This window comes from Vibrio sp. 03_296 (assembly GCF_002265885.1).
Map to the genome: position 1 here is coordinate 1 of NZ_NPKW01000056.1, position 26,992 is coordinate 26,992.

General features: G+C 42.1%; 22 protein-coding genes, 1 tRNA gene and 2 rRNA genes. 20 read left to right on the top strand and 5 right to left on the bottom strand.

The features are described from left to right. The 6 genes from CIK04_RS06115 to CIK04_RS06140 all read left to right on the top strand — a co-directional run. Nucleotides 1-447 (top strand): 23S ribosomal RNA (locus CIK04_RS06115); the annotation flags it as partial. A gap of 126 nt (nucleotides 448-573) precedes the next feature. Next, nucleotides 574-689, top strand: a 5S ribosomal RNA gene (rrf, locus tag CIK04_RS06120). An 88-nt stretch (nucleotides 690-777) separates the two neighbouring features. Then, nucleotides 778-868, top strand: a tRNA-Ser gene (locus tag CIK04_RS06125). Nucleotides 869-947: 79 nt separating this feature from the next. Beyond that, a complete protein-coding gene (locus CIK04_RS06130) occupies nucleotides 948-2,267 on the top strand; it encodes a tyrosine-type recombinase/integrase (protein ID WP_097352931.1) in 1,320 nt (439 codons plus the stop codon). After that, nucleotides 2,260-2,643: a hypothetical protein gene (locus CIK04_RS06135; RefSeq protein ID WP_097352930.1), complete on the top strand. Its 384-nt coding sequence runs from the start codon at nucleotides 2,260-2,262 to the stop codon at nucleotides 2,641-2,643. Before CIK04_RS06130 ends, CIK04_RS06135 begins: the two co-directional genes overlap by 8 nt. Before the next feature lie 14 nt (nucleotides 2,644-2,657). After that, entirely contained in the window at nucleotides 2,658-2,855 is a 198-nt protein-coding gene (locus tag CIK04_RS06140) for a hypothetical protein (protein WP_031815176.1), read from the top strand. A gap of 164 nt (nucleotides 2,856-3,019) precedes the next feature. Here the strand turns inward: CIK04_RS06140 and CIK04_RS06145 are convergent, their stop codons facing one another. Continuing rightward, nucleotides 3,020-5,299, bottom strand: a complete 2,280-nt coding sequence (locus CIK04_RS06145) for an ATP-binding protein (RefSeq protein ID WP_031815177.1) — start codon at nucleotides 5,297-5,299, stop codon at nucleotides 3,020-3,022. A 187-nt stretch (nucleotides 5,300-5,486) separates the two neighbouring features. Further along, a complete protein-coding gene (locus tag CIK04_RS06150; RefSeq protein WP_031815178.1) occupies nucleotides 5,487-7,640 on the bottom strand; it encodes an AAA family ATPase in 2,154 nt (717 codons plus the stop codon). Between the two features lie 622 nt (nucleotides 7,641-8,262). Between CIK04_RS06150 and CIK04_RS06155 the strand changes: the two genes are divergently transcribed. The 6 genes from CIK04_RS06155 (at nucleotide 8,263) to CIK04_RS06180 (ending at nucleotide 13,907) form a co-directional block, all read left to right on the top strand. Further along, entirely contained in the window at nucleotides 8,263-9,375 is a 1,113-nt protein-coding gene (locus CIK04_RS06155; RefSeq protein WP_097352929.1) for a tyrosine-type recombinase/integrase, read from the top strand. A gap of 166 nt (nucleotides 9,376-9,541) precedes the next feature. Further along, nucleotides 9,542-11,056 (top strand): hypothetical protein, encoded by a 1,515-nt coding sequence (locus tag CIK04_RS06160; RefSeq protein WP_069499179.1) that lies wholly within the window; start codon nucleotides 9,542-9,544, stop codon nucleotides 11,054-11,056. 68 nt (nucleotides 11,057-11,124) lie between these two features. Then, nucleotides 11,125-12,132: a DNA-binding protein gene (locus tag CIK04_RS06165; protein WP_176463291.1), complete on the top strand. Its 1,008-nt coding sequence runs from the start codon at nucleotides 11,125-11,127 to the stop codon at nucleotides 12,130-12,132. A 46-nt stretch (nucleotides 12,133-12,178) separates the two neighbouring features. Further along, the gene (locus CIK04_RS06170; RefSeq protein WP_176463292.1) at nucleotides 12,179-12,706 is read left to right on the top strand and encodes a type IV toxin-antitoxin system AbiEi family antitoxin; all 528 of its coding nucleotides are present in this window, start codon (nucleotides 12,179-12,181) and stop codon (nucleotides 12,704-12,706) included. Between the two features lie 238 nt (nucleotides 12,707-12,944). Beyond that, a complete protein-coding gene (locus CIK04_RS06175) occupies nucleotides 12,945-13,688 on the top strand; it encodes a hypothetical protein (protein WP_097352926.1) in 744 nt (247 codons plus the stop codon). Then, nucleotides 13,689-13,907: a hypothetical protein gene (locus CIK04_RS06180; RefSeq protein WP_097352925.1), complete on the top strand. Its 219-nt coding sequence runs from the start codon at nucleotides 13,689-13,691 to the stop codon at nucleotides 13,905-13,907. Nucleotides 13,908-14,426: 519 nt separating this feature from the next. Here the strand turns inward: CIK04_RS06180 and CIK04_RS06185 are convergent. The 3 genes from CIK04_RS06185 to CIK04_RS06195 form a co-directional block, all read right to left on the bottom strand. Further along, complete coding sequence (locus CIK04_RS06185; RefSeq protein ID WP_065969975.1) at nucleotides 14,427-14,681, bottom strand: helix-turn-helix domain-containing protein; 255 nt, start codon at nucleotides 14,679-14,681, stop codon at nucleotides 14,427-14,429. Nucleotides 14,682-15,303: 622 nt separating this feature from the next. Beyond that, nucleotides 15,304-15,660, bottom strand: coding sequence for a YibL family ribosome-associated protein (locus CIK04_RS06190; protein ID WP_011082311.1), 357 nt, complete (start codon nucleotides 15,658-15,660; stop codon nucleotides 15,304-15,306). Between the two features lie 105 nt (nucleotides 15,661-15,765). After that, entirely contained in the window at nucleotides 15,766-16,653 is an 888-nt protein-coding gene (locus CIK04_RS06195) for an AraC family transcriptional regulator (RefSeq protein ID WP_038939919.1), read from the bottom strand. A gap of 143 nt (nucleotides 16,654-16,796) precedes the next feature. On the opposite strand from CIK04_RS06195, the gene CIK04_RS06200 reads away from it, so the two are divergent. The 8 genes from CIK04_RS06200 to CIK04_RS06235 all read left to right on the top strand — a co-directional run bounded on the left by CIK04_RS06200 (nucleotide 16,797) and on the right by CIK04_RS06235 (nucleotide 26,956). Beyond that, complete coding sequence (locus tag CIK04_RS06200) at nucleotides 16,797-17,996, top strand: sugar efflux transporter (protein WP_325205698.1); 1,200 nt, start codon at nucleotides 16,797-16,799, stop codon at nucleotides 17,994-17,996. A 73-nt stretch (nucleotides 17,997-18,069) separates the two neighbouring features. Further along, nucleotides 18,070-18,552, top strand: a complete 483-nt coding sequence (locus CIK04_RS06205; protein ID WP_232708671.1) for a murein L,D-transpeptidase family protein — start codon at nucleotides 18,070-18,072, stop codon at nucleotides 18,550-18,552. A gap of 248 nt (nucleotides 18,553-18,800) precedes the next feature. Then, entirely contained in the window at nucleotides 18,801-19,688 is an 888-nt protein-coding gene (locus tag CIK04_RS06210; RefSeq protein WP_097352922.1) for a DMT family transporter, read from the top strand. Between the two features lie 161 nt (nucleotides 19,689-19,849). Next, nucleotides 19,850-20,803, top strand: a complete 954-nt coding sequence (locus CIK04_RS06215; protein ID WP_086017390.1) for an L-lactate dehydrogenase — start codon at nucleotides 19,850-19,852, stop codon at nucleotides 20,801-20,803. Between the two features lie 233 nt (nucleotides 20,804-21,036). Continuing rightward, nucleotides 21,037-22,071 carry a PotD/PotF family extracellular solute-binding protein gene (locus tag CIK04_RS06220; RefSeq protein ID WP_045613345.1) on the top strand — a complete coding sequence of 345 codons (1,035 nt, stop codon included), beginning with the start codon at nucleotides 21,037-21,039 and terminating at the stop codon, nucleotides 22,069-22,071. Between the two features lie 282 nt (nucleotides 22,072-22,353). Then, the gene (locus CIK04_RS06225; RefSeq protein ID WP_097352921.1) at nucleotides 22,354-24,504 is read left to right on the top strand and encodes a TonB-dependent siderophore receptor; all 2,151 of its coding nucleotides are present in this window, start codon (nucleotides 22,354-22,356) and stop codon (nucleotides 24,502-24,504) included. Then, nucleotides 24,501-25,040: a YfiR family protein gene (locus CIK04_RS06230; protein ID WP_097352920.1), complete on the top strand. Its 540-nt coding sequence runs from the start codon at nucleotides 24,501-24,503 to the stop codon at nucleotides 25,038-25,040. The genes CIK04_RS06225 and CIK04_RS06230 overlap by 4 nt, the downstream gene beginning before the upstream one ends. Next, nucleotides 25,037-26,956 (top strand): diguanylate cyclase, encoded by a 1,920-nt coding sequence (locus CIK04_RS06235; RefSeq protein WP_097352919.1) that lies wholly within the window; start codon nucleotides 25,037-25,039, stop codon nucleotides 26,954-26,956. The genes CIK04_RS06230 and CIK04_RS06235 overlap by 4 nt, the downstream gene beginning before the upstream one ends. Nucleotides 26,957-26,992: the final 36 nt, after the last annotated feature.

A 26,992-nucleotide genomic window follows, 5' to 3' on the forward strand; every position in this document is an offset into this window, starting at 1 on the left:
GATACCGCCCAAGAGTTCATATCGACGGCGGTGTTTGGCACCTCGATGTCGGCTCATCACATCCTGGGGCTGAAGTCGGTCCCAAGGGTATGGCTGTTCGCCATTTAAAGTGGTACGCGAGCTGGGTTTAGAACGTCGTGAGACAGTTCGGTCCCTATCTGCCGTGGGCGTTGGAAGATTGAAGGGGGCTGCTCCTAGTACGAGAGGACCGGAGTGGACGAACCTCTGGTGTTCGGGTTGTGTCGCCAGACGCATTGCCCGGTAGCTAAGTTCGGAATCGATAACCGCTGAAAGCATCTAAGCGGGAAGCGAGCCCTGAGATGAGTCTTCCCTGATACTTTAAGTATCCTAAAGGGTTGTTCGAGACTAGAACGTTGATAGGCAGGGTGTGTAAGCGCTGTGAGGCGTTGAGCTAACCTGTACTAATTGCCCGTGAGGCTTAACCATACAACACCCAAAGGGTTTTGATGGACTCAAAGCAAGAACGAATTGAATGTGTAGAGAACGCAAACAGCTTTCCAGATTTTTTGCCTTCAGTTTTTAGAAAAAGCTGAAAGTAAAAGCAAGAATTTGCTTGGCGACCATAGCGTTTTGGACCCACCTGAACCCATTCCGAACTCAGAAGTGAAACGAAATAGCGTCGATGGTAGTGTGGGGTTTCCCCATGTGAGAGTAGAACATCGCCAGGCTTACTTACCGCTTTTAGATTGTTAAAGTCTAAGAGCAAAACTAAAACCTAGCATTATTTAAGTAAGACTAAGTTTTAGGACAATTTGCGGAGAGATGGCTGAGTGGTTGAAAGCACCGGTCTTGAAAACCGGCGTACGTTAATAGCGTACCTAGGGTTCAAATCCCTATCTCTCCGCCACATTCAAGCCCTTGATTTATCAAGGGCTTTTCTCGTTTTAAGACGATCAAATGTCACCTAATACAAGTAGGTGATACATATGTATTTGATTAAATTGAGCAATAACGTGTTTTATACACGTATTTCCACTCCAGCTATTCTGCAAACTTCTCTGGGTTATCCGAGAGAGATTCGTCTCTCTCTTTTTACTAAATATCGTCGATTAGCGACCAAACGAAATGCTCAGCTTGCTAGTGCGATCCACACGCTACATGAACAAGCTTTAGCAGAAAACATCCCTTATACAGATTTTAAGATTAGCTTATCTACAAAGGTGGCGGAGATTCGCCAACAGTTCTGCTCTAATCTTCCGCATGTAGACAACCCACAGTCAAAATGTACGTCAATGAGTATAGAGACCCGAGCCATGCCTGCTCCTGCTCCTGCTCCTGAAGAAAGCGTAAACAGTCGTTTGATTGGAGCACAAGAACTTACCACAGAGTTAAATAACTTTATTCGTAGTAAACGTCTGGAACAAGTAACGCCTTTGACTCTAACTCAATTAAATCAACGGTGTACTAACTTCTTGAGCTATCTAGCCAAACAGGAGATCTGCTTATCTGCGAAAGCTGCCAACACTTACAGAGATCACTTAATTGAAAAAGGATTAAGTGCAAAGACAGTAAAAGAATACATTGCAGCCAATAAGCAGTTCTTTGATTACTGTGAACGAATTGAACTCATTGAGAAAAATGTCTTCAAAGCGATTAAAGCGCCGAAAAGTCGTGTAGCTAAAGCATCACAACAGCGTGACCGCTGGCAGTTAAAAGAGCTTAAAAAGTTATTTTCTAGTTCCGAATATCGTAAAAAAGACGTCCAATTTAATTGGACAACCAAGATACAGCTATACCACGGTTGCCGCCCTTCCGAAGTTTGCCAGTTAACGACCAGTGACATTCAAATAATTGAAGGTGTCCCATGCATTACTATTTCAGACTCCGAAGCGGATCAACGGCTCAAAACTTCCAATGCTTTGCGTATTGTCCCCTTGCATAATCAATTGATAAACGAAGGGTTTCTTGAGTATGTGCAAGGACGCCGAGAGCAAAAGCAAAAACAGCTTTTTGATTACAAGCCGCATGGAGACAACAAAGATTGGTCATTTCGATATCGCACTAACTTAGGGAAGCTGCAAACAGCAATTGGAATGAAGCCGAATGCGCGACCAACGGCATACTCATTCCGACATACTTTTATCGATGAGTTAAAGATTGCTGATATACCAGAGCACATAGTGGCTGAAATCGTTGGGCATGCTCATCCTAACATCACCTTCGGACGATACGGAAAACAAGCGAAAGTTCACCAATTGCATGAAGCAGTTAATAAATTTCCAGCAGTGGAGGTGAAGTATGCGTAAACTAGCAAATTTTGAACTTAAAGCGATTCTAGAAGCTATTGAACATGCTGAGTTTACAAATAGCTATGACTTTTTCAATCTATTAACTTGCGGGGTATCAATAGAACAGATTAGGGCAGTATATAGACTCAGATCAGCTTTGCTGCGTGACCCTTCTAAAACTATCTTCGATTATCCCTTGTTTATTGAACAAATTTACTCGAATGTTGAGTCCTTCTATTCAGTGAAGGAGGCTCTTGGATACGAAGTTGATACCCAAGAAATAGAGCGGGAAGATAAGCTTATATTTCTTATGCAATTTCTAGCTGAAAACAAAATGCAACTCAGTATAGACCGCCGTAATACACCGTACTCTATTGCAATAAATCTAAGCTAAAAAGGAACTTTAGTATGAGTGATATTCATGAACAGTTAGGCGTCAACAAATCATATCTCAATGATACATTTGCCATGATACGTATTGCGAAAGATGGTGAAGTATGGGTGCAGTATTCAGATAAGCTTGATATACCCACTGGCATAAAAGCTATGCGTATTACCGCTAAAGTTCTAAGAGTCATAGCTACTGAGTCAACTAACAACAACTGACAAGGTTTTCAAACCCGAGATAAAGGCGGCTTTTAGCGAGCCGCTTTAAGAATAAGTTGGATATAAACGCGTCAGTAAAATTTTTTAAGTTAGCATCTCAAGGATAATTTTATGTTTTGCAAACCTTCAATCAAGTGCTCAAATTCACTATGCGACTGTACATCTTATACCAGAAGGTTCGCAAATAGGCTTTTGATATCTGCATCACTGAACAGAACGTCTTTTTCGCTTTCTTTGGACGGTTTGGATATTGATTCAAAGGAAACATCTTCGTGTTCATCTAATTCACTTATTCGAGCATATACCGTATTCTTTGCCTCTTCTGCATCACGATTCGTAAGTTTAGATAATTCATCCAAAAATCCAATGTGGTCTGACAAATCGCTTTCTAAATCAAGCTGAGCAATAGACTCGGAAGTGCAAGAAAGCTCGAAGTCTACCCAGTGTTCTATAAGGTTTTGAATACCAAGTTCTTTACTATTAGGTATATAATAATTAACATTCTCAATTATCATATTCAAATCTTCGATATGAACGCCTTGTTTTAATATACCTCTTATTTTTTCTTCTATTGCTCTTAATAGATTCTGTGATACTGAAGAGTTTTCTTCAATATAGTCTCTCACCCAGCAATGAAGCTCTGGTAAGTCTCGCCCATCTCTTCCCCCATCAATATCTAGATTAGAAGACTCCAGTAATTCTAGTGCCTGATCAAGAAAGTTCGAACAATCACTAAAAGACCATAAATCGAATAAAAATTCGACCCTTTCCGACAAAGATAAATCTGTAAAAGTTATGGCATATCCGTTAAATAAACCCGCATATGGCGTTTTTGACTGAGTTGGTGAGCATTGGATTTTAGTTGCAAAGCCTGAAAATGTTTGAGCGCAATACTGCAAATCTTCTGGCTCCGTAAAAACTTTCTTCATATGCGCCCATAGATTTTTTGCCCACTTTGCTTTTATTGCAACGGATGGTAGAAGTCCTAGAAACTCTTTGTCGTTAAGGTACGACTTTAGAAAATCTTGAACAGAAGGGTTTACAAAATCAACTTTGCCGCCTGAAATGGAGATAAAACCAGACTCAAGACTCTTTAGTGACGAGTTAAAGTCTCCCTGTGATGTGGGTTGGCCATAGAACGCACAAACATGTCTATGCAATCTTGAAAACTGACTCCTGAGTTCTTCTATTCTGACCCCCAAAAAAGCTTGTTGAAAAAATAGTGTTATCAGTAAGTGTTTGGAGCTAGAACTTAGAGAACGGAAAGGTTTACTCCAAATCATTTCAGGGTTGTCTAACGCATTCAATATGAAGCTAGGGTAATCAGTTGGAGAAATGTGTTCATTAAACTCACTGGACACAAAAGCTATCACGCGAGGATTATAGTTTCGATGATCTATGATATGACAAAGTAAATCACCTTTAATAAGAGATTCTACGTATTTCGGTTTCAAACACGAAATAAACAAATGGTTGAACAAAATTTCTGCTCGAACTTTACGCGTATATTTACCAACATCTAAAAGATATTTAGCTAGTTGAAACTTCGTACTGTCTACTCGATCAGATATCAACTTAGCCTCTTCAAATATATGTGCACGAGTAGTTAGGATAAATCTTGCGTTGGGAGCTTTAACCACTCTCTTTACAAAGAGTGATAAAGCATTGTCTTTCTGAAGGAGAGTCTGCCGATCTAACTCAATTCTCCCTAAAAAATCATCAAAGAAAAACACAGTTTTCTGCTCATTGTTAAGCTTGGAAAAACCATCCTCTAAAGAGTTTATTGAAACAAACTCCCAGCCTTCTTCTAGATAGTGATAAGAAACCATTTTTGCTAACGTTGTTTTGCCAACACCTGGTTGTCCCGATATAACAAGGACTTTTTCCTTTTCTAATTGTTCAATTGCTTGATGTAAGCTGGGGTTCACTACATAGACTGCCAGTTCTTCGAGAATCTCTTCTTTAGTCGCTTGTGTGTAGGCCTCCAGTCCAGACTGTAAAATTCGCTCTAATACAGCAGAACTTGATAGCCATAACTTCATATGTTTCTTTTCAATATTGGGAAAATCTCGAAGTGCAGCTTCAATATCCTCCTTACCTATAAGGTCATTGCTATTCAGAATATGTGGGGACAGTACCTGCGTTAATTGAGCAGTTTTATTTGGAGTAAGTGAGTGAGATGTGAAGAACAGATATTGTTTGGGTTCTAGTATATCTAACTTTCTTTTCTCTTTTTCTGCATTTTTTTTTAAGCCTGAAAAGGAGGTCTTCGAGTAGTGCTTACACTGCATAATAATGTCACCTTCCGCTGTCGAATGGCGTCCATCAATTCCACCGTCTGGGCCTGGGCCGAATGCAGAGAAGCTGACTCCCATTTTCTGTGATGCAATATCTCTACACAATTCTTCGAAGTCAATAGGTGATAAGTTATCTAAGTTACTCATTCTTAACATTATTCCATATCGTTGCGACCCACGCCTTGGTGTCAACACGAGCCTACAGACGTAGTTTCCAATCCAATTGAGAGTATCCCTCTTCAATCGTGAAGGTTAACTCATGTCTAAAACCCATTGAATGACTAGTATACTTCATTGAAAAGTAAGCACCATTTTTAGGTGCCTACTAACAAAGTTAAAGTTCTCTTAATCTTTTGAGTATCTGCTCTCGCTCTTTTTTAAGAGCCTTATCTGTGATGTCTATGGCTGGTTGAAAGATATTCATATCCATTTCAAAGTGATTAAACTCATTTAGAAGGGTTTTCTTAGACATGAAGAAAACACGATGTTGTATTTTTTCTCGTTCACTTCCCTTAAATGAAGCGAAGATGATATTAGACAGCATATCGTGTTTCTTTGTATTGATGTTGTATTTATCAACTAAAACTTTTTCAACATTTAGTCTTAAATACAGGTACGTGAGTGTATGCCTTAGTGTTTTTGAAAGTAGAGGGTAAGCCTCATTCTTTAATGGATTGAATTTTGTATAGTCCCAACTAATAATATCCTTCGCCGATACATGATAAACTGCACTTAGAACTCTATCTGAAAATAGCTTCTCATAAATTTCTGTAACATTAATTATTTCATCACAATAACCGTGCATTAACTGATTTAGTTTGTTTTTTTCTTCGTTTAAACCTAGAATTTGACAGAAACCGCGCATAAATGGGACTAGAGATATCAGAAACTGCTTTTCGTCATGAATTTCGTCTTTTATATCCTCTCTTAATAGGTTTAGAAATTCATGGATATACAAAAGAATCGACATTTCTTGTTGGTTTATTGGTGTAAACCCGTTGCTCTCACCCTCAATATTGTTGAAGTAATACAAGTTTAGGCACTGCTTCGCTTGATGTTCTAAGAGTTTGATTAAATCTGTGTTATGGGTGAGGATTAGCGTCTTTTTAGAAAATAAGAAGCTTAAGATCGCATAGGCTAGTTTGTTTTTGTATATGGAATCAAAACTCGATATCGGGTCGTCAAGTACAATTAAATCACATGTCGAGTTTTTTGCTTTTAGTAGTTCAAATGCTAGTGAAAGAAAGTTCTGTTCACCATTGCTCAGCTCAAGGTCTTGTCGATTTTTGTTTAGAAAATCTTTCCCACCAAGCATAAGTCTGATGTTATTATTAGCATCGCGCTCTAGTGAAATTTCACGCTCAAGGGACTCATTTAGAAATTGTTCGATGAATAATATATCTTCACTTCCAAATGTGGGTTTATTCTTGAGTAAGGCTTGATAGGCTTCATTATCTTCTTGCAGCATGTGATTTGTTGAAGCTGTGATAAAGTCATGCTTGAGTAGTTGCCAATAGACTGATTTATAGTTGTTGAATTCAGTAATTAAATCCTCAATGAAAGACTTGTCAGATTTCTTTATAGCAGTTCTAACTCGATCTTTGATATTAAACGAGTCAGGCTGAGATAAGTTTTTGATAATTTTCTCTGCAATCTCCTTTTCTTTTTCATCCATCGTCTTGGATGTTTGATCAAATTGTTTATTTTTCTGAGCTAATTTAGCTACCGCATCAATAGGGTGATCGCAGACTAAGCACTCGTCTATGTAATTAAACTTATTGAGGATTGCTACAGCTTCGCTTTGTTCTTCTAGCTTGACTATGCTTTGCTCTTTTCCATTGAGCTGAAAATTGTAATTCGATAAAGCTCGAATGATAGAGTCATCTCTAGCAAAATCCTCTATGAAAAACCTCAATTTTAACTCTTCATAGTCTGGCTTTTCAGGTAGTTCATATCCATACACTGTATCAATGAATTTTTCACGATCAATTTTTTTTCCCCTAGAGCGGCTGTTTGCTATATCTGAAATATAACCTCGTATATCTCCATCTAAAATTAGCTCATCAAAATGTGTGTTCATTTTCGAAATCTGATAGTTTTTCTTGAGGAGGCCAACAAGTTCTTTTTCAAACAGAAAAGAAAAACTGTTGTTTAACTTTTCTTTAAGTTCGTATTCCTTTTTAATATTTTCACCGAGGATGAAATCCTGAGTTTCACCCTGAATTACGTTTCTGTCATTTTGGTCTGAGATTACATGGGCTATAAGAGCACCACTTTCGGTAAATTCAGTACCATCAATATTCAGTGTATATTCTACGCCTTTATCTTGATTTAAAACCTTTGATAAACTTGTTTTTCCAGTACCGTTAGGGCCATACAGGACACATACTTTCTTACTTTCAAAATCTAGTTCGTTGTTCTGCGTCAAATCTAAATATGCGTCAGTAAAAATGTTATCTTTCTTGATTTTCAATACGTTAATTTTCATGAATTTTCTTACTCAACAGATTTTTCAACAATGTAGCACGGATGTAGTTGCATATAAGAGTTGTTCATCAAGAAATTGAAAGTTACTCGTCTACGTGAAACAAAATGGAGTCCAGTTCTGTATTTTGTCTATCCACAAGATCATGTAAGGCAAAATAGTTGGCTGAGGACTACTTCTTCATGGGAGACAACGTGATGGGGATAAAAGAAAACTAGTCCATACACTATGATATCTAAACTTTGGCTCCCTCTTCGGGAAGTGACTAAAGTTCACCCAACATGTCTTTCAGTCCATTAAGCCAAACCCAATCGTCTTAGCATTTTAGAGATTGCTACTTTCCACAATCTTCCCCTACCAACCAATCCAGTGGTTATTTTTTGACCGAACAGAGCATTTTTTTCAAAAAATTTTCTAGCTCAAAAATCTCGATAAACTCAATGCGTATAGGTTTGATAAATAATCTCAAATTCGACGTCGATTCTTTCTACGTATAGACAAATAATGTCAAAAGTAAATATTTTATTGTTAATTTTCAATACCTTACACCATTGACGACTGTGATTTTTGGCCGTACTTTCCGTTTTGACGAATGACTTGCATTCGATAAAAAACGGAAAATATTATGAAAACTATTACAACTACAAAGTTACCAACTGTAAAAGACTACATCGACGCATATCTCATAGAGAGAAAATATTGTTCAGCTCCCTCGACATTAGCCTCCGATCTCAGCAGAACAAAGAATATAAACGAGGCATTGGGAGAGTTCGCCATCAATGCAGTTAGCCACTCTCAGATTAATACGCTTCTAGTAAGTTGGCACGAGCGCTTTAGCAACAAAACCATCAACGAACATCTGACAATCTTGCGTCGTATTTTTTTGAAAGCGGTACGTGATGGCGTAATTGCCCGAAATCCAATGAAAGGCGTACAGAACTACAAAACGGTAGAACTGGAGCCAAACCCTTTCACAAAAAAGGAATTAGCACGGATGTATGAGTGCAAGAATGTCTGTACCCAAGGACAGAATGCCGTAATGCTGAATCTGCTGACAGGTCTTCGTATCAGTGAACTAATAGCATTGTCTTGGCAAGATATAAACTGGGAACGCGAAGTGCTCTATGTCCGTCGCGCTTGTGTATTGAACATTTATAAATGCCCAAAAACTAGAGGCTCGGTACGTGAAGTTGATTTAAATCCACTTGCTTTAAAGCTATTGAAAAAGCAGCTGAAACTGACAGGAAAGCGCCGCCCACAAACAATCAACATTCTTGAATGCGACAATAAAACATTCACGAAAGACTCTGTCAGTTTCATTTTCTTAAATACGAAAACGAATCAACCTTTTACTGATGCTAAAGAATTCACTGAACGATTCTTCATTAAATTTCTAGAACAAGCGGGTGTGGCTGACAGAGGTGTTGGTCAGCTACGTCATACATTCGCTTCCCAGTGCTTAACCGCGGGGATCAGCAAAGACTGGCTCGCTGTTCAAATGGGGCATAAAAGCACAACAATGATCGACAAACACTACGGTCGATGGATTCGTGAAGATTCACCAAACTACGCAAGAGAGGCTGCGCAACACCTTCAGGAGATATTCGGCCTACCGCAAATAAAGCCAACAGTGACTTTACCTGCAGTTCCTCACTCTTCGTTAGTGTTGTTGAAAAAACTTCAGTCCAAACCACAGCTCATTCAACTTCTTGAAGGCATGCTGGAGAGCGACAGATGAGCACGGTGACCATTGAGAACAAACATAAAGTCGTACATTTTGAAAATGTGACGACATGGCAACCCGCTATGCTTCCGTCACACTTTTGCTCCGCAAAAGATGCACGGAAGCTGCGGGCAAGAGAAGGCTCTCTTGACTCTCTAACTCGACCTCTTGGAGGTCGAGAATGAGAACAATCAGATTATTCCACCGACGAATGAATTACTCTTCAACTACAGAAAGTCGTGTGAAATGCGAACACTCTCTTGCGCATTCTCTGAGGATTGCTCCTCCAACTAATGCAAAAATATCCAAGAAACTTGAGTGGAATGAGGAGCTAAGCCAACACAATTTCATCTGGATAAACAACCATATTTCTCCATTAGATTCTTGGACTGAAGCTGAGCGGCTTGAACTCTTGTATAAGATTGTTCCAGAGCCACGTGTTCACAACCAATTAAGGCTTCAAACACAGCAGCGCCAATATCGCCGTAAAATGAAAAACGCAATAGATAGTGAAATCAAAAATGGCAACAAGGATGCTGCTAAGTTTTTGCAGAGTATTTTAGAAACTGATGGTCATGTTTCGTACTCATCTATTCAGAAGTTTTCTCTTCTGACAATGCAGCGCAAGAAACAGCGTCTCAAGATGCTAGAGACTTATCTGAACGCTCACAATCAGCTACAACACAGAGCGCCGACTAATAACATATTCATCCAAGAAGGGATTTTTAAGATCCCTCACAGATGGGAGGTTGGTAGTGATCTGGTGAATGCTTCGGATTATATCGAGTTCACTCGGCTATTCCTTGTTCATTATTTCCCAGACTATGAAATTAAAACAATTATTTGCCATGACGATGAAAGGGATAAAAACCAAAACACAGGGTGCCACACACATTATTTTTTATCTGCGTTGAATCAGAAAACCAACAAATTTGATCTTCACAAACGCCAAATACAAGTTGTGAGCGAATACATAGAAAAAGTTACAGGGGTAAAGGATTTCTTTCCTAGTAACTCAAAGTTGACCCGTAAAGAGACGCAAGACCTTGGGCATTACTTTCAACGAATGGTTCAGGATTTTGCGAATGAACATTTGTGTCGTTCAAAGAGGTTGTTAGTTGAGTTTTCTACTGAAACAGAAAGGAGATCAAAGCAGCGTAAAGAAATGGATCAGCAAGCAAAACTTCCGAAAAGCCAGAGAAAAAACAACTTAAATAATTACTTGCTCAAAAGACAAGCAATACAACGCAAGGAACTCACGAGTGATATTGAAGCTGGAAGAAGTGAACTAGACGACATTAAAACGCAAGTTGCTATTTCTACAGGCGAAAATGAAATGTTCAATGAACTAAAAAGGCAAAATAGCCGAGATATTTCTGCTGAGAAAAAAGAAATCGTTCAATTGCGTGCTGAAAAGCACGCTTTAGAAAAATTAGTTCAAAACTTAAAAGATGACATCATCCGTCCTTTAAGCCAGTTCTGCCAGTCAGTTTTCTTGGGCTTGAAAGCTAAAGAATCAGGTCAATCACGGATGGTTGAGTCATTCTTGGATAACGCCATGAAAGATATGTTGAACCTGCCACCCAGCATGCAGGTAAAAGCAAAGCTGTTGTTGGAATCAGTAGAACTGCGCAAAAGGAATCTTGAGCGCAATAAGACCGACCAAAAGTCTGAAAGCGATACGTTTGAAAGGTAAGTTAGTTAAGTTCTTAACTTACTAACTTACTAACTTTCATTAAAAAAACAATAATAATGGTGAACAGCATGGCAAGGCCGAAAACTTACACTGATGAAGACCTCATCCAAGCCGCTAATGAGCTGATTAGCAGAGGAAAGAAGCCTAGCGGGTGGCGAATTAGAGAGTATTTACAAAGAGGAAAAAGCTCTTCGATTCAAGCTGATTTGGAAAGGCTCATTGCTGACGGTAGGATTCCAGAAGCTCAAAATGACACCCCATCAGCAACAACTCAAGTAAGAACCTCATATGAGCTACCAGCGGAAATTCAGGATCTTCTCGAAAGAAAGGAATACGATATCTCTACATCACTTCGAGATATTGTTATTGCTATGAATGACAGTATTCATACCCATTTTGAGTCAATTACTTACACACGCATTAGAGAAGCAGAGGCAATCAGCCAACACGCGATCAAACAAAAAGAGCAGTCAGAGGGAGAAGCTTTGGATATTGAACAGACTCTCCAAAGGGCTACAGATGCAAATGATGAACTAGAGGAGAAAATTGAAGCTCTGCAATCTGAGCTAGTCGAATCACAAAACGAGAAATCTGAGTTATTAAAAAATATCAGTCAACTTACGAGTTCACTCAATCAAGCAAATGACAGGTTAGAAAACCAGCAAGATACCATTTATGGTCTCCAAGCCAATCTATCAAAAGTCGAGAAAGCGCATTCAGCACTAACAGTACAACGAGAATACGCACTTAACGATGTGGAAAGGCTTGAGTCTCAGCTGACTGAACTCTCAGAACGCTATGAGAGCACTTGTATCAAACTAACTGAAAGTTCGTCTAAACTACAGTCAATGACAGAGGCACTGGACAATTCTGAACATAAGTTAAGCACTGTCCAGGATGAATATACCGATCTTTCAGTAAATTATCGAATCTTAGAGAGTAAGTTACATGAGTCTCAATCCAATATCTCAGAACTTAAGCTTGCAAATCATGAACTTGAAAAGCAGCTTACGTACTTTTTAGAAGAAACTGACTCCATTTGTGATGCTGTCAATGACTCATCAAGTGGACACTAAAGTATGCTATGGTTACTCATGTCGTCTACTTAGTAAACTTAACAATATGGATATTCAAACGGCGTTAGAACGTCTGCATAAATTTGATGGGCAACGCATTTACGTATATACCAAGCGCAACTTGCGAAGAGTATTTTTTGATGACAGTGAAGAAGCTTTTAAGCAAAGTTTACCGCGTTTAATCAAGTTTGGGATACTAGAACGAGCTTGCCGAGGCGTTTACGTGTTTGCTTTAAGTCGCTACAGAGGTGGTTATACCATTGAATATGTGGCTAAAAGTCTACGTCGTGGTGAATACAATTACATCTCGCTTGAATCTGCTCTTTCAGAATATGGTGTAATTTCTCAGATTCCTATTGATCGTCTGACAGTAATGACTACTGGTCGAAAAGGTGTATTCAAGACTCCATACGGGGTGATCGAATTTACACACACTGATCGCTGCGATATCGATATTCTGAACAATACAATTCTTTCTGATAGGCCTTTGAGAATCGCCACGGAGTCTGCGGCGATTCGAGATTTGAAGCGCGTTGGCAGGAATACTCATATGCTTTGCAATGAGTTTGATTGAGCACGGTAGGTTTACTAGAACTCTCCATTGGTTTAAAAAAGAACTTGTATACAGAGGCTGTTTTGTTTAGTCTCAAATGAAGGGTTCCATGCTGAGCCTGTCTAGCCAGCAGCTTTAAGTTGGCGAAGTCTGTGAAGGACAAGCATTATATTATTGATCTAGAGTATAAATTACTCTAGATCGCTCGTATCCAGTAGAGATACGTTTGCTGGCTAGCGTATCCATGTTGGAGGCGACTATGTCAAAGTCCTACCTAAGATCTATAGACCGACAGTTGGTACGCGGTCGTAGCAACACTGATTCGTGTTCTATTTCTAATCTAAAAAAACAAGCCAAAAAGCTCAAACGTTCTTTAAAAGGTGCAGTTTCGCTCGATACGCACACCGAACGGCTCAACTATGTAATAAAAACACACACAAATGATCGCTATACATCTTGGGATGAACTCCAAGTTGCGATTGTTAAAAGACCAAATAACGCTCCTCATAAAATCACTTTTAATCAGTTGCTCTTTATCAAAAATCGGTTTCCTCGGTTAGGAGTTTGGGGAGCCGCAATGTGTGGAAATATTGCTTATAGGGACTATGAGTTAACGACGAAGGACGTGGATTTTGACACTTTCTATAAGCATAGTGAATCAAGCTGTCATGATTCACTATTTAGTCATGACATGCTCAAGTCAATAAATCGAGCTATACGTTTTATTAAACTCCTTCAACCCGCTAAACAGATAAACACTAACTACGATAGTTATAAGCTAAAGCATCTCGCTGAAGCCTATTTTCGAACACAAGGCCATGAGGTCTTCCGCGAACATTACTTGTTTCATGGAGCATTCATCGTTGCTGCCTTTCATCAAGGCTATAACTTCGAACAGGTTAATCAATTCGATAAAGCTGTGTTTTTTAATTTTGATAATGCCTCGATTACAGCAATGGAAGATTCTTTGAGACAGTCTAAAAAACAGCAAGTGGAGGCTTAAATGGCTAATAATATTATATATTTTCAACAAAAAAACAATAACACATCCATTGAAAACTCTGATGGTTGGTGTGCTCCAATAGAAGCAGATAACGGTTCTATAGTCTCAGGAGGGGCGGCGAGAAACGTTCGTATCAGCCGTCGTGGAGGAATGGGAAATATCATTGCTGATGCATGCGCCCATGCATTAGCTCAGGCCAATCACAAGGACGTGTGTTGATCTTCATGTAGATACAATAGCTCAGTGCACCGAAGTTAGTTCTTGGTGTGATGGGAGATAAGGAAAAATTGAAATGACAGGTAAAGCTGAAGTCCATGTTTTCACAAAAGAAACTTTGAGAAAACGTGATGAAATAATCGCTGCGAGAGTACACCAAGCAACAGTAGTCAGTACCACTAGGAAGTTGGTAAGAATGAATCCTGGTCAACAATTGAACGTCTCTCGAGAAGACTGTAAAAAGTTAATGTGGAGTCGGGAGAAGCTTAACGCTGTTCTAAACCATATTGAAAGTCTTTAATCATCAATCAGTTTGCCCCATTAATTAAAATTATGGGGCTTTTTTGATCATACGCGCAATTAGATGCGTTAAGTAAATTATGGACAGTTGAACTGTCAAAAAACTCGCTATCACGGAAATGAGCAGAAATAAGAGCTGGTCTGGCAATCATCGATTTGCTAATTCGATGATGATTGTGAGAAAACAACTTGGTTATAGCGTTGGTTTAGTTGTATAGGATTTTACCAATCATCAGGATCACGAAGCTTTGCCTGTTCACGGCTTATAGCTTTATCTTGAATATGTAGCTCAAGATCTAGTGATGACAGCAGGCGCATCAGGCTTTCGATACTGGACGAGGCAGGATCACGTTCAAGTTTCGATACTGTTGTCTGTTTTAGACCAACAATATCTCCGACTTTGGTTTGGTTGCGCCTTTGATTCCTGCGTACATCACGCAAGTATATCCCCAGTTGCTTAGGACTTGTTATGAGCATATCTGCCTCCAATCTAAATTAACCCCTGTAGGGGATATTAGCACTTTAACCCCTGAGGGGGTTAAAGTTAATTTTACCCCCGTACAGGGGTAATCAGTCATAGCTGAGATTAAGAGGTTTAGTTGACTGGGTAAGGATACTAGAAAATATTTTGGCTTATATGCTTGAAGCTCTTGCTAAGTTCGATTGTTTTCGTATACTGATTGTGATTAACATTCGTCAACGTGACATTTGATTGATGAACGTAGAAAGCTAGAAAATTCAAGAGCTTGATATATATAGGTTTTCAAAGAGATGGGGTTCAAATCCCTATCTCTCCGCCACTACATAGAAAGCCTGCAAAGTAATTTGCAGGCTTTCGTCATTTCTGACGTTTGAATGTTGGCTTAAAATGACTTTGTGTCTCGTTCTGAACTGAGTTGCCACATTGAAGACAGATTATCGTAACTTCAAAGAATCCCTAATCTCTGCGTTAAGTGCACTTAGCATGATGGCAATCTAAGCTCTAAATTTTGGGCTATCGAGATGAGTGAGTGGCGTTATAGTCACTGAAAAGTAACAGACAAATAAAAAGCCTGAGAATCATCTCAGGCCTTATCTACAGTCATATATGTAGAGCAACTTAAAATGGTTTAGGTGCAAAGCCAGTCATGACTTCCAAACGCAGTTCTTTACCCATTTTGGTCATTGGGTGGACGATCACTAGTCCTTTGACGCTTTTTTTCAGTTTACCTATATCGGCTTGTTCTGCTTTGGTGATCTCACGAGAGAAGGGTAAGTCGAGAATACTCTTGCGCTCTTTGTTACGCTCGTAGCTTTGCTTGTGCTTGAGCTGAGAGAGTTTCTTGCTAACTTGGTCCACTTCATCGGTAAATTTGCTGATCATTTCATGATCGCCACGAGAACGGGCTGCGTCTAGTTTACGCTGGCAAGCATCAAGACGGTTGTGCAGCTGTTGAATATCAGTTTTTAAGCTCATGGGTGTGTTCTCTGTGATAAATGGTCGTGAAGTATATCACATTGATAAAAAGACTCGCTATAAAGAGAGTGCGGTTAACAAGTGCTTAAGCGTAGGTAATGAACATCAGCGAAACTGTATCCTGAATTGTTTCGGTGTCATCTGTTTCAAGGATTTAAAGTGACGGTTAAAGTTAGAGAGATTCTGAAAACCAGTTTGCTCCGCAATTAATTGAATGGGTAGGTCCGTCCGGGTGAGTTTTTCGCACGCTTTGCCGATTCGATATTGCTTCAAATGCTCTGAGAAACTGCAACCGTAGTGTTTATCAAAGAGGCGATAGGCAGAACTTTCACTAAGATGTAAAGCACGGCAAAAATCTTCCATTCGAATGTTTTTAGAGTAATGGCTTTCGATGAATGCTCTGGCGAGTTGCAGCCTTTTATTGGTTGCACCTTGTTCATTCACCGCTTTTAGCTGATAAGGGGTATAAGAGACTCTCTGCGCTGCCTTGTCGTCTGATAGGCACATTAGGATATGAATGATATCAAGAGCTTGGTACTTTCGCTGCTTCTGCTCTAATCCGATTAGGCATGCGGATAGTTCGTTGACGATGCTTGGAGAGAAGAGCAAGCCGTACTTTGATTCCTCTAAAAGAGCTACGATGCTTTGTGCGTCTGGAATCGTACTTACAACATCCAGTATCCACCGATGACTGAACCATATGATCACGGTCTCTAGGGGTTTGGCTACGTGACTGGTCGACTGGCCTGCAACCATATGTGGCAGTCCTGGCCCATAGAGCAGCAAGGTATTGTGAGATGTGGTTCCTATGGCATCACCCGCAAAATATTTCCCTTCAAAGATGCCATCTGAGTCGAGGTAGAAAACCAGTTCATACTCGGTGTGGTAATGCCATGGGCATGCGAACTCTTCTAATGGAACCTCACAGTGATACCTTTTTACTAACCAATTAAAACTCTCTTCAAGCAGTACGTTTTCGACGAAAGGTTTCATGTTGCTAGGCTATTTCGGTCACCTAATTAATGAAAAGTGACGGAATGATATTAGTTAACGATGGAATGGCATCACTTTACGCGGGTTCATGAGAATAAACTAGCCGATATATTCAGCATTTATGAAGTCAGTCGGAAATGAGTATGTTGCAAGATCGTACCGCTATTTTATTTGTGATTACCGCCACCATTATCGGCTTGTGTGGTGCTTTTTTTTATCCACTCACCAGCTTGTTTTTGGTTGAACAGTTAAATGCCTCACCAATGATGCTGAGTCTTTATATGGTGGTTGCGGTAATAAGCTCTGTGTCAGTTTCGCAAGTGATTGCAGGCAAATCAGACAGAGGGTGGCAACGTAAGACGATCTTGTTGATTTCGGTCAGTTGTCAGCTTGTGACCGTAGTGAGCTTTATTTTTATCCGTGAGTACTGGATTGCGATTGCCGTGGTTGCGTTATTGGGTAGCATCAGTGGCGCGGCATTTGGGCAACTTTTTGCTCTGGGACGAGAGTATGGCGACAAGTATGTGACCGACAGCGCGAGCTTTGTTTCCACTATGCGAGCGGGGATAGCAATCGCTTGGGTATTTGGTCCTCCATTAGCTTTTCTGCTCAAAGCGGCTTATGGCTTTGAAGCGTCATTTACTGTCGCAGCCATCGTTATTGCTCTGTCAATTTTAGTGATATTTCGTGGTATCCCTAATGTAGAACGCAACCTTCGTGTAGAAAAAGAGCCGAGTAGGGCGAATGGGGGCTGGGTATCTTCAGTGAATCCGTTGGTGTTTATTTATTGCCTAATTATCGTGCTCGCGTTTGCCGCAAACAATCTCTACATCGTTTCGATGCCGTTGTACTTGTCTCAAGAATTGAAAGTCGATGCAAACTGGCTTGGCGTGTTGTTTGGTGTGGCTGCACTGTGCGAGATTCCAGTGATGTTGTGGGCTGGAAAGTTGGCCAGGAGATGGAGTGCATTGACCATTATGAAAGTCGGTATTGCTTCAGGTGTGCTTTTCTACAGCGTGATGTTAGTGGCTACCAACTACACGCACCTTATTGTTGCTCAAATACTTAATGGCATTTTTATCGGGACCTGTGCAACGCTGGGGATGGTGGTCATGCAGGATATGATGAAAGACAAATTGGGCACCGCTTCAACTCTGTTTTCTAATATGTTACAGCTAAGCATGCTGGTTTCGAGTTTGTCGGTTGGTATTGTTGGCGAGCTATTTAACTACTACAACAGTTTTTACGTAAGCTTATTGGGTGTTTCTTTGGCACTGATTCTATTGATCTGCTGCCAAACTAAGCTCGCCGCTTCCTCGAAGCTTGTGCCAAACTCAAATTAGCCCGAGGGGAGAGTTGTCTGTTATTTTCCTCGTCCGGTATAGTGTGGGAAACGCTTTTCTTAAACGGTGAATGATGCGATTACTGTTGATGCTATTGATACTCAGCACGGGCTCTGGCTGCTTTGCAAGCGAGCAAGTTGACTGGGTGAAAGTGGATAAATCAAAACGGCGACTTTACCTCATGTCGGGTGAGGAAGTGATACGAGAATATCGAATCGCATTGGGCAAACAACCAAAAGGGCATAAGGTTCAAGAAGGGGATCAACGTACCCCTGAAGGGATTTACACGCTGGATTATGTGACAGAAGAGTCTGCCTTTTATCGCTCTGTACACATCAGTTACCCGAATCCGGTTGATAACTTACTGGCAAAGGAAAGAGGGATCTCTCCTGGCGGTGATATCAAGGTGCATGGCCTGCGTGATGGTGAACAGCGAGATCCGCGATTTGTGCAAAGCTTTGATTGGACAAACGGGTGTATTGCGCTTACCAATCAAGAGATGGATGAGTTTATCCGTTTAGTGAAGATGGGCACCCCGATCCATATTGAGTGGTAATTTATCTCCTTCGGCTATGCGGGTTACGAATGTTTCTCGTGTGATCTTTTCAATCCATCGACAACAGTTCGTTTTCTTTTTAATTAATGGTTAAGTAATTCTCACTGAGTGAGAATTTACTCGCCCAACGTGTCGCGATATCGGTTGCGTTTTGGCATTATGTTTTTGCTCAATAAATATCCTGCTTATGTCGGGAAATAATAACCAACGAAGAGATTCATCTTCGAACAAGCAAAAGAGTAAAACTTTTGAATTCTGAACGTAAAGCTGCCAGCATTTTAATTCTTGCGACAATCCTTTCTGCCTTTGGGTGGATTTTTTCTAAAGAGACCATACAAGGGCTGCCGCCATTTGGTTTTGTCGGTCTGCGCTTTTTACTCGCCTCTCTCTGCTTACTCCCCTTTTGCTATCGTTCTCTGTTTAAAGCCAGTTGGAGGGATATTCGCTCCGCAGCGTTAGTGGGATTACTCTTAGCTACGGCCCTGATGAGTTGGATTCATGCGATTTCCATCAGCGATACCTTGGGTGAAGGGGCATTTATTCTCAGCCTTTCCATGTTGATGGTGCCATTTGTTGCTTGGGTGCTGTTTAAGCAAAGACCCAAACGCATTTTCTGGGGCTCCTTGCCGATTGCCGCATCGGGGTTGGCTTTCCTCTCTTTGGCGGATGGTTGGCAGAGTTCGGTCAGTCAGTTGTGGTTTTTGTTTAATGCGGTCGTTTTGGCTTTGCACTTCAATATCAACAGCAAATATTCGCAAACACTACCCATTTTGGTTTTAACCTGTATTCAATTGTTTGTGACGGGGGTAATTGGTTTGTCGGCCAGTTTGTTCTTCGAAAGCGTGCCAACTCATATAGAGCCAACGATCTGGGCTTGGTTTGCGGCGAGTACCATTCTCGCTACCGCATTGCGATACGTGATGCAGACAATGGCCCAAAAGCAGATCAATCCTGGCAATGCGGCGCTTATCATGATCCTCGAACCGGTTTGGACAGTGATACTGAGTGTGCTGTGGTACAGCGAATCTCTTTCGACCAACAAGCTTGTTGGTTGCGGTCTGATCTTATTCTCACTGATTTTGTATCGGACAGACGGTAAGCTAAGCTTGTTAGTGAAGAGTCGAAAATCTGTATAGAGAGGACGAAAAATCGCCACCTTATCGACGCATATATCGTGAAGAGAAAAGTGGTTAGACGTTTCAACTTAATTATGTCTTATTGACCAAATAAAATGGAAGTAGGTAGCGTAATAAGCATAAAATTGTGATCTAAGTTGTACTATGTCAGGGAATGAATGATGAAAATAGGGGTAATTGGCGCTGGATCTGTGGGCGTGGGCATTTGTAACTACCTTCTCACGATGGGAAGCGTCAGCGAGTTGGTGCTATTGGACCAGAACTTGGAGCGTGCGGAAGGGGAAGTGTTTGATTTTCGCCATACCGCGGCGCTGACCTTTTCGAAAAACACCCATATTATTCCTACCAAAGATTATCTCGATCTGCTCGCAGCCGACATTGTGGTGATCACCGCAGGCGCACAGATCAAACAAGGACAAACTCGAATTGATATTGCAGAAATTAACGCCAAAATTGGGGTTGATATTGCGCGCCAAGTGGAGCGAGTTGCACCTAACGCTATCTTAATCGTTGTTTCGAACCCATGTGATTTGGTGAGTCATTTTATCGTTAGTAACACTACCTTTAAACCAAACAAGGTGATCAGTAGTGGTTGTGTGATTGATACCGCGCGCCTGATGACCATCGTTGCCAACCGTGTTCAACTTGACCCCAAAAATGTCTTCGGTTACGTATTGGGAGAACATGGTAGTCACTGCTTCACACCGAAAAGTTTGATTTCTATTGCAGGGCAATCTGCCGATTATTACTGCGATACCAATCATATCAAGCGCATTGATGCTGATGAGTTACTTGAGTCAGTCAAACAAGCGGGTTATGAGATTTTCAAGCGAAAGCACAACACCACTCATGGCATCTCTGCCAGCGTGTTTCGTATCATCCAAGCCATTATGATCAACGAGAAATCCGTTCTGCCTATAGGAACTATGTTGTCCGGGCAATATGGGCTCGACAATGTGCTCATGAGCTTACCAACGGTGGTGGGTAAGCAAGGTGCAGAAAAAGTCTTGATGCACCCTTTTAGCGACGAAGAGCTCGCAACGTTAGCGCGGATTGCGGAGAATGTCACCGCCGTTGTGAATGAAGTGGCCCAAGTGACGGGGCTAAAAGCGTAAAGCTACCGATGCAAAATCGCCTGATTTATACAGGCGATTTTTGTTTATAACCCATGAATTAACCTCGAAAAAAGCCCCCTCGACGACTCTGGCAACCAACCTCCAAGTGATGAATAAAACGACAAATCTGTTGACTCGTAACGACAAATTTATTTTTCTTTCAAATCATTAACAATTGCCTAATTATGCGCGTGACCCCCAGCATGGTGCTGGTACTGTTTGGATTGCAAACTATGAATATGTTCATCAAAGGATTGGTTCTGAGCGCGCTCTCATTTAGCTCTCTTTCTCAGGCAGAGAATGAAGTGCTAAACGTTTATGCTTGGGGAAGTTACTTACCTGAAGCGTCATTAAAGGCTTTCGAAAAACAAGAAGGTGTCACGATTAATTATTCAACTTTTGAAAATAATGAATCGATGTACACTAAGCTCAAGCTGCTGAAAGGGACGGGTTACGACGTGGTTTTCGCTTCGGCCTATTTCATTGAAAAGATGGGACGTGAAGGGCTGCTGACGAAGCTAGATCATAGCAAAATTCCAAACATGCAAGACACCATGGATGGCCTATTAGGCCAAGCTCACGATCCAAACAACGATTACTCTTTGCCTTACATTTGGGGCATTACGGGCATCAGTTACAACGAAAGCATGGTTGATGCGCCAGTGACACGTTGGGCTGACCTGTGGGACAAGAAATACGCACAACAAGTTATGCTCATTGACGATATTCGCGACGTATTTGGCATGGCACTGAAGCTAAATGGCTACAGCATCAATACGAAGAATGAAGATGAGATCAAAAAAGCCTACGAGTCATTGGTTGCGCTGAAGAACAATGTCCTGCTTTATAACTCAGACGCACCTCAAGTGCCTTACGTCTCTGGAGAAACGTCGGTTGGCATGCAATGGAATGGCAATGCTTACCAAGGTCAAGTTGAAATGCCAGAGCTTAAGTTTGTCATGCCTGAAGAAGGCGCGGTTATGTGGATGGATAACTTTACTATTCCGTCAGGCAGCAAGCACAAAGAGCTCGCACATAAGTTCATCAACTTTATGTACCAGCCTGAGCATCAAGCGGAAATCGTTAATAGCTTAGGCTATGCGTCGGCTACAAACGCGGGTAGAGCGCTGTTGCCTGATGAGCTAAAAAACAACCCAACGATTTTCCCGGCTGATGCTGATGTGAAGAAAGGGGAGTTTATTAATGATGTGGGTCCAGAAGCGCTCGCCATTTATGAGAAATACTGGCAGCGTTTAAGAACACAATAAGCACGTTTTATACCTAAGGAGCGCAATGCGCTCCTTTTTTATTTTCCCGAGAAAGTTCATTTTAATCATTAAAATAAATGAATTTAAGTAATTGATAAAAATGGATTATTGAAGGTTTTCGTTGGCGATATAAGTTTTGTCTTAGTGGCTCACAAAAATAGAAATATGAGCTGTGTTTTGATGTTTGCGCACCTCTTTATTGGTACATTGTTCTGATTATTTTGATAAAGTGACACAATGAGTGTTTAGCTCGATTCGTCGTCGCCACAAGTAGCAGACAACATGCGTTCAATACCGTTCTATTCCGTTTTATTGCCATCCATTCTTATCTTGCCATCCAGTGTGGCAAGTGAGGATCTTCTCAGCTTGTTAGATATGCCACTGTCTTCTTTGGCTGAAACAAAAGTGGTGTCCGCAACCAAAACATCACAAAGCCTGGCTGATACCCCCGCCTCGGTTTACGTTATCACCGCTAAAGAAATTAACCGCTCGGGCGCTCGCTCGGTGGCCGATGTGCTCGCGTTAGCGCCCGGACTGCATGTGGCTAAATTTTCTAATTATGATTGGGGTATTACTGCACGTGGGAGTAATCAGCCTCTAAGCAATACCCTATTGGTGATGGTTGATGGACGCAGTGTGTTTAACCCGATGTTTTCGGGTGTTGACTGGGATCTTATTCCCGTCAGTCTAGCCAATATCGCGCAAATTGAGATCGTCCTTGGTCCAGTGGGTACTATCTGGGGTGGCAATGCGGTGACTGGTGTGGTGAACATCATTACCAAAGATCCAGAAGAGGCCGATAAGGCGACAGTGACCGCGCAAGTGGGTAACTTTGACTATCAAGAGTATCAAATGCGGCATGCAGCACCGCTTGGTGAATATGCTTATGTCAGCGGTTATCTGGAGTTTGTCGAACATAAACCTTGGACCAGCGAAGAAGCGCGCGTGCAACCGCATCAAGATTATGCGGTGTATACCGAGCGTTTTGGTGCACGTTTGGATTACCAATATTTGGCCAACACGGTTAGTGCACAAGTGGGTGGGATTCGTTCAAAAGAAGATTACCAGTGGGGGACGCTTAATCCCTATTTTCTCTTCCCAGACAAAGCCGATATCGAGTTCTACGACACCAAAATGACGATGGAAGAGTACTTTGCTGGCGTGCAACACATCTATGACCACCATTCAGGGAATCGATGGCATAACGAAGCGTGGCTAACATACAGTGCTAACGACAGTACGGACAGAAATGCCCGATTCACTCGTCTTGATCTCGATTCTCATATTGTGGTGCAAGATTGGTTTGGTAGCCAATTGACGATTGGGGGCAATGTCCGCCTCATTGACGAAGAGTTTGGTACCTATTCGCCGCAAGAACATTTCTCCATGCCTTACTTGCGTATTGCTCAACAAGCGGATTTTTTCAGCCAAAGCTATGGTGTGTATGTCAACTGGGATCTAGAAGTGACGGAGAAAACCGATCTCATTTTAGGCAGTCGCTGGCAATACAATAACCTGACCAAAGAGATAGATGCACAACCACAGGTGCGCGCCAGCTATGAACTTGCTGACAATCAGCGCATATGGGCAGGCTGGGGTAAGGCGATTGTTACGCCATCTCGTCTTGAGTTAACCACTTCGCTGCAAAGTAACAATTACATTGAAGGTGCACTATTTAGTGACGGGAATCGATACGACTATTTCTATTCCTTCATTTATCAAGGAAGTGAAGATTTACGTGTAGAAAACGTGGAAACTTACGAACTGGGCTATCGAATTTGGTCTGATGAAGTGTGGCAGTTCAGCGCAGGCACTTATTACAGTAAGCACCACAATATTCGAGCGTATGCAGGTGTTTCTTCAAGCCAAATTGTGCTTCCTGGTAACTCCTCACCTGGCACGGTCGGAACTGTGATCGAGCAGTATGTTTCACAGATGGTGGATCCCCTTTGGTCAGAAACCGTGGGTGGCGAATTAGCCTTCAAGTGGGCACCGATTGATGCTGTACAGCTCAACATGAATTACAGCTACAAGCGCATTATTGGTCATTGTGAAGGGGCGATTTGTGGCTCAAACCAAGCCGTGAAACGAGAGTTAGAGAACCAGCCTAACCATTTTGTCAACGCGCAGTTAATGTGGGACATCACTCCGCAATGGTGGGCGAGCAGTACACTTCAATACATTTCAGAGTCACAGATGCACTCGGACTATACCTCCGATGAGCGTTACCAATGGCCGGAAGTATTCAGTGTGGATATTGCATTGAGCTGGCAGCACAGTAAGGCCTATCCGAGGTTGACGGCCGTGGTTGAAAACCTTGGGGCAGACCAAAGTACAGAGTTTCCACAAGCGTTTTCCCCCTATCAAAATGGGGTGCAGTATTGGCTGATGTTAGCTTGGTCTCCTTCCATGGAGCAGGGCAGTGCCCTATGAGGCAGCGTAGGCTAAGCACGAAATTGCTTTGTCGAATCGCACTTTTTTTTGGGGTGTATTGCCTTGCCGTCCCCGCATGGCCTAAATACAGCGATGAAGATTTGAAAGCGGTGTATTTGTATCGTTTTGCCTCACTGGCCGATTGGCAATCGACGCCTTTAGCGCAGCAGAAGACACGCTATTGTGGTGAGTTCAATAGCGTCATCGCAGAACGCTTAAAAGCCATAGTGGAAACTCAGCCAGAGGCGGCGACTTTCTCATACTTAGAGGAGGTGGACCCGCAAGAGTCCTGCCATTTGGTGTTTGTCGAGTCCAATCCTCAGACGGCATTGCCGACACTCAAGCTGCGCTACCCTCACGCTTTGCTGGTGGGAAATGGTGAGGAGTTTGTCCGCCTCGGTGGGATGATCGCCTTTATTAAAGTGAATAATCGTATCCTGCCATTGATCTCTCGTAAGCATGTTGAACCAAGCCAGATTCGCTTGAGAGCCCAATTGTTGAGTATTGCTCAGTTGTTTGAGGAGCCCACTCAATGATGACCAAACGCTTTGCCCGTTTACCACTGCGCTATAAGATGACACTGCCGACATGGTTGCTGTTTACCGTGATATTTATCTGCGTTGGTGGGGCGGCCATCAAGGTGATCTCCTTGTCTCACTACGACGGCTTGCATGGGCGGATTAAGATCCTTTCGCAAGGGGTGGCCAGCACTTTACAAGCCGCATTGACTTTCGCTGACGCAGCAACGGCAAAAGAGCAGCTGAACATTTTGACCTTTGACCCCGACATCATCGCGGCACAAGTCAAAAGTACCGACTTGCTGACCAAGGCCGCGATCCATCGTCTACCACAGGACTGTTACTGGGATGAACTCAATGTGCTGTGCCGCAACCAAGAGATCATGAGCTTAAGTCAAGAGATCGTCTTGGGCAGTGAAGTGCTGGGTGAATTGGAAGTGTGGGTCTCATTGGAAGCCTACTTTGAACGAAAACGCAGAATGTGGCTCACGCTTGGGGTGATCGCCGTGACCTTATCATTTATGGTGTGGTGGTTTGCTCGCGTGCTGCACAATGTCTTTGTTATGCCACTGACCTCATTGCATCGCTCTATGGAGCAGATGTCGTGTTTTGGCGTGTTGAAAAAAGAGCTGCCGATTTACCACGATGATGAATTGGGCAAGCTGACTCACTGCTTTAACGAGATGGTGATCAGTCTGCGAGATCGAGAAAGCGATCTGCAAAACGTGCTCAATGACTTGGAAGCGCGCAACCGCTATATCCAACGAGCGCTGGGTGCCATGCGTCGAGGGGTATTGGTTGTGTCTGAAAACAAAACCATCAGCTATTTCAATCCAGCGGCGCAAAAAGAGCTGAAGATTGAAAACGAAGGAGAAAACATCGCGCAGCGACTCGAGGCTTATTATGAGCCTAAAATGGCGGTGGATACGTTAATGCACTCGATCGTCAATGGTTGCAAAGGCAAAGCGGTGGAACTGCGTGCCCGTGATGGGGAACGAAGATACCGAGTTACCTGTCACCCAATGTCGGAAGGCAAAGAGACACTGGTTCAGTTCGAAGATATCTCAGAAGCTTATTTAGCCGAGCAGCGCCGCAAACTGATTGACTTGATGTTTGAACAAAACCAAGACGCGATTTTGGTGCTCTCACGCACGTTCTCGGTTGAAACACAAAACCTCACCAGTCTGCGTTGGTTTGGCGAAGTGCACCGATTAGAAGAGATTCACGACTACGACTCTTTACAGTTTACTCAAGCAGAACTCAAGGCATTGATGAAAAGCGGTGGTTTGATTCGAGCCATGGAAGTGAAGTGCCAAGGTGGCAGCCTGTTACCTTGTCAACTGAAACTCAGGGTGCTCAAAAGCACCTCCGGTCGTGTAGAAGCATTCGTGGTGACGCTAAGTGATCTATCGGTAGAAAGAGAGCTTAAGCGTTTAAATTATGTGGCGAATCACGATCCGTTGACGGGTTTAGCCAATCGCTCTCACGCTTTTCAATCTTTGCAAAGTGAGCATGACCAAGGCAAAGATCAATATCTGCTCTTTTTGGATTTGGACGGTTTTAAAGCCGTCAATGATCAGTTTGGTCACGCTATTGGGGACGATCTGTTGCGAGTGGTCGCAAAACGGCTAAAGAACAGCGTGTTTAATCGCGACTTGGTGGCTCGTTTGGCGGGCGATGAATTCTTGATTGGTATTCGAGATGCGCATACTTACGTGCCTGTGGTGGAACGCATTTTAAAGCAGCTACAACAGCCAATCAGCATTGATGGATGTTTATGTGATGTCACCGCGAGCATTGGCGTGAGCCATTGGGCAGTCAAAGATGGTGTTTCTCTTGAGGAGCGGATACATCATGCAGACGAAGCGATGTATGTCGCTAAGCGACTTGGTAAAAACCAATATTGCTGTTTGCAAGACGAACTCACTGTTTAAGCTAACAATTTATGTTGATTTAGATAAATCTACTTT

Excerpts from the sequence above, each read along its gene's own strand:
- CIK04_RS06155 (WP_097352929.1), top strand. The coding sequence starts at position 8,263 with ATGAAAACTATTACAACTACAAAGTTACCAACTGTAAAAGACTACATC.
- CIK04_RS06170 (WP_176463292.1), top strand. The coding sequence starts at position 12,179 with ATGGATATTCAAACGGCGTTAGAACGTCTGCATAAATTTGATGGGCAA.
- CIK04_RS06130 (WP_097352931.1), top strand. The coding sequence starts at position 948 with ATGTATTTGATTAAATTGAGCAATAACGTGTTTTATACACGTATTTCC.
- CIK04_RS06200 (WP_325205698.1), top strand. The coding sequence starts at position 16,797 with ATGTTGCAAGATCGTACCGCTATTTTATTTGTGATTACCGCCACCATT.
- CIK04_RS06230 (WP_097352920.1), top strand. The coding sequence starts at position 24,501 with ATGAGGCAGCGTAGGCTAAGCACGAAATTGCTTTGTCGAATCGCACTT.
- CIK04_RS06220 (WP_045613345.1), top strand. The coding sequence starts at position 21,037 with ATGAATATGTTCATCAAAGGATTGGTTCTGAGCGCGCTCTCATTTAGC.
- CIK04_RS06215 (WP_086017390.1), top strand. The coding sequence starts at position 19,850 with ATGAAAATAGGGGTAATTGGCGCTGGATCTGTGGGCGTGGGCATTTGT.
- CIK04_RS06135 (WP_097352930.1), top strand. The coding sequence starts at position 2,260 with ATGCGTAAACTAGCAAATTTTGAACTTAAAGCGATTCTAGAAGCTATT.
- CIK04_RS06205 (WP_232708671.1), top strand. The coding sequence starts at position 18,070 with ATGCGATTACTGTTGATGCTATTGATACTCAGCACGGGCTCTGGCTGC.
- CIK04_RS06180 (WP_097352925.1), top strand. The coding sequence starts at position 13,689 with ATGGCTAATAATATTATATATTTTCAACAAAAAAACAATAACACATCC.
- CIK04_RS06140 (WP_031815176.1), top strand. The coding sequence starts at position 2,658 with ATGAGTGATATTCATGAACAGTTAGGCGTCAACAAATCATATCTCAAT.
- CIK04_RS06165 (WP_176463291.1), top strand. The coding sequence starts at position 11,125 with ATGGCAAGGCCGAAAACTTACACTGATGAAGACCTCATCCAAGCCGCT.
- CIK04_RS06195 (WP_038939919.1), bottom strand. The coding sequence starts at position 16,653 with ATGAAACCTTTCGTCGAAAACGTACTGCTTGAAGAGAGTTTTAATTGG.
- CIK04_RS06150 (WP_031815178.1), bottom strand. The coding sequence starts at position 7,640 with ATGAAAATTAACGTATTGAAAATCAAGAAAGATAACATTTTTACTGAC.
- CIK04_RS06185 (WP_065969975.1), bottom strand. The coding sequence starts at position 14,681 with ATGCTCATAACAAGTCCTAAGCAACTGGGGATATACTTGCGTGATGTA.
- CIK04_RS06225 (WP_097352921.1), top strand. The coding sequence starts at position 22,354 with ATGCGTTCAATACCGTTCTATTCCGTTTTATTGCCATCCATTCTTATC.
- CIK04_RS06145 (WP_031815177.1), bottom strand. The coding sequence starts at position 5,299 with ATGAGTAACTTAGATAACTTATCACCTATTGACTTCGAAGAATTGTGT.
- CIK04_RS06175 (WP_097352926.1), top strand. The coding sequence starts at position 12,945 with ATGTCAAAGTCCTACCTAAGATCTATAGACCGACAGTTGGTACGCGGT.
- CIK04_RS06190 (WP_011082311.1), bottom strand. The coding sequence starts at position 15,660 with ATGAGCTTAAAAACTGATATTCAACAGCTGCACAACCGTCTTGATGCT.
- CIK04_RS06160 (WP_069499179.1), top strand. The coding sequence starts at position 9,542 with ATGAGAACAATCAGATTATTCCACCGACGAATGAATTACTCTTCAACT.
- CIK04_RS06235 (WP_097352919.1), top strand. The coding sequence starts at position 25,037 with ATGATGACCAAACGCTTTGCCCGTTTACCACTGCGCTATAAGATGACA.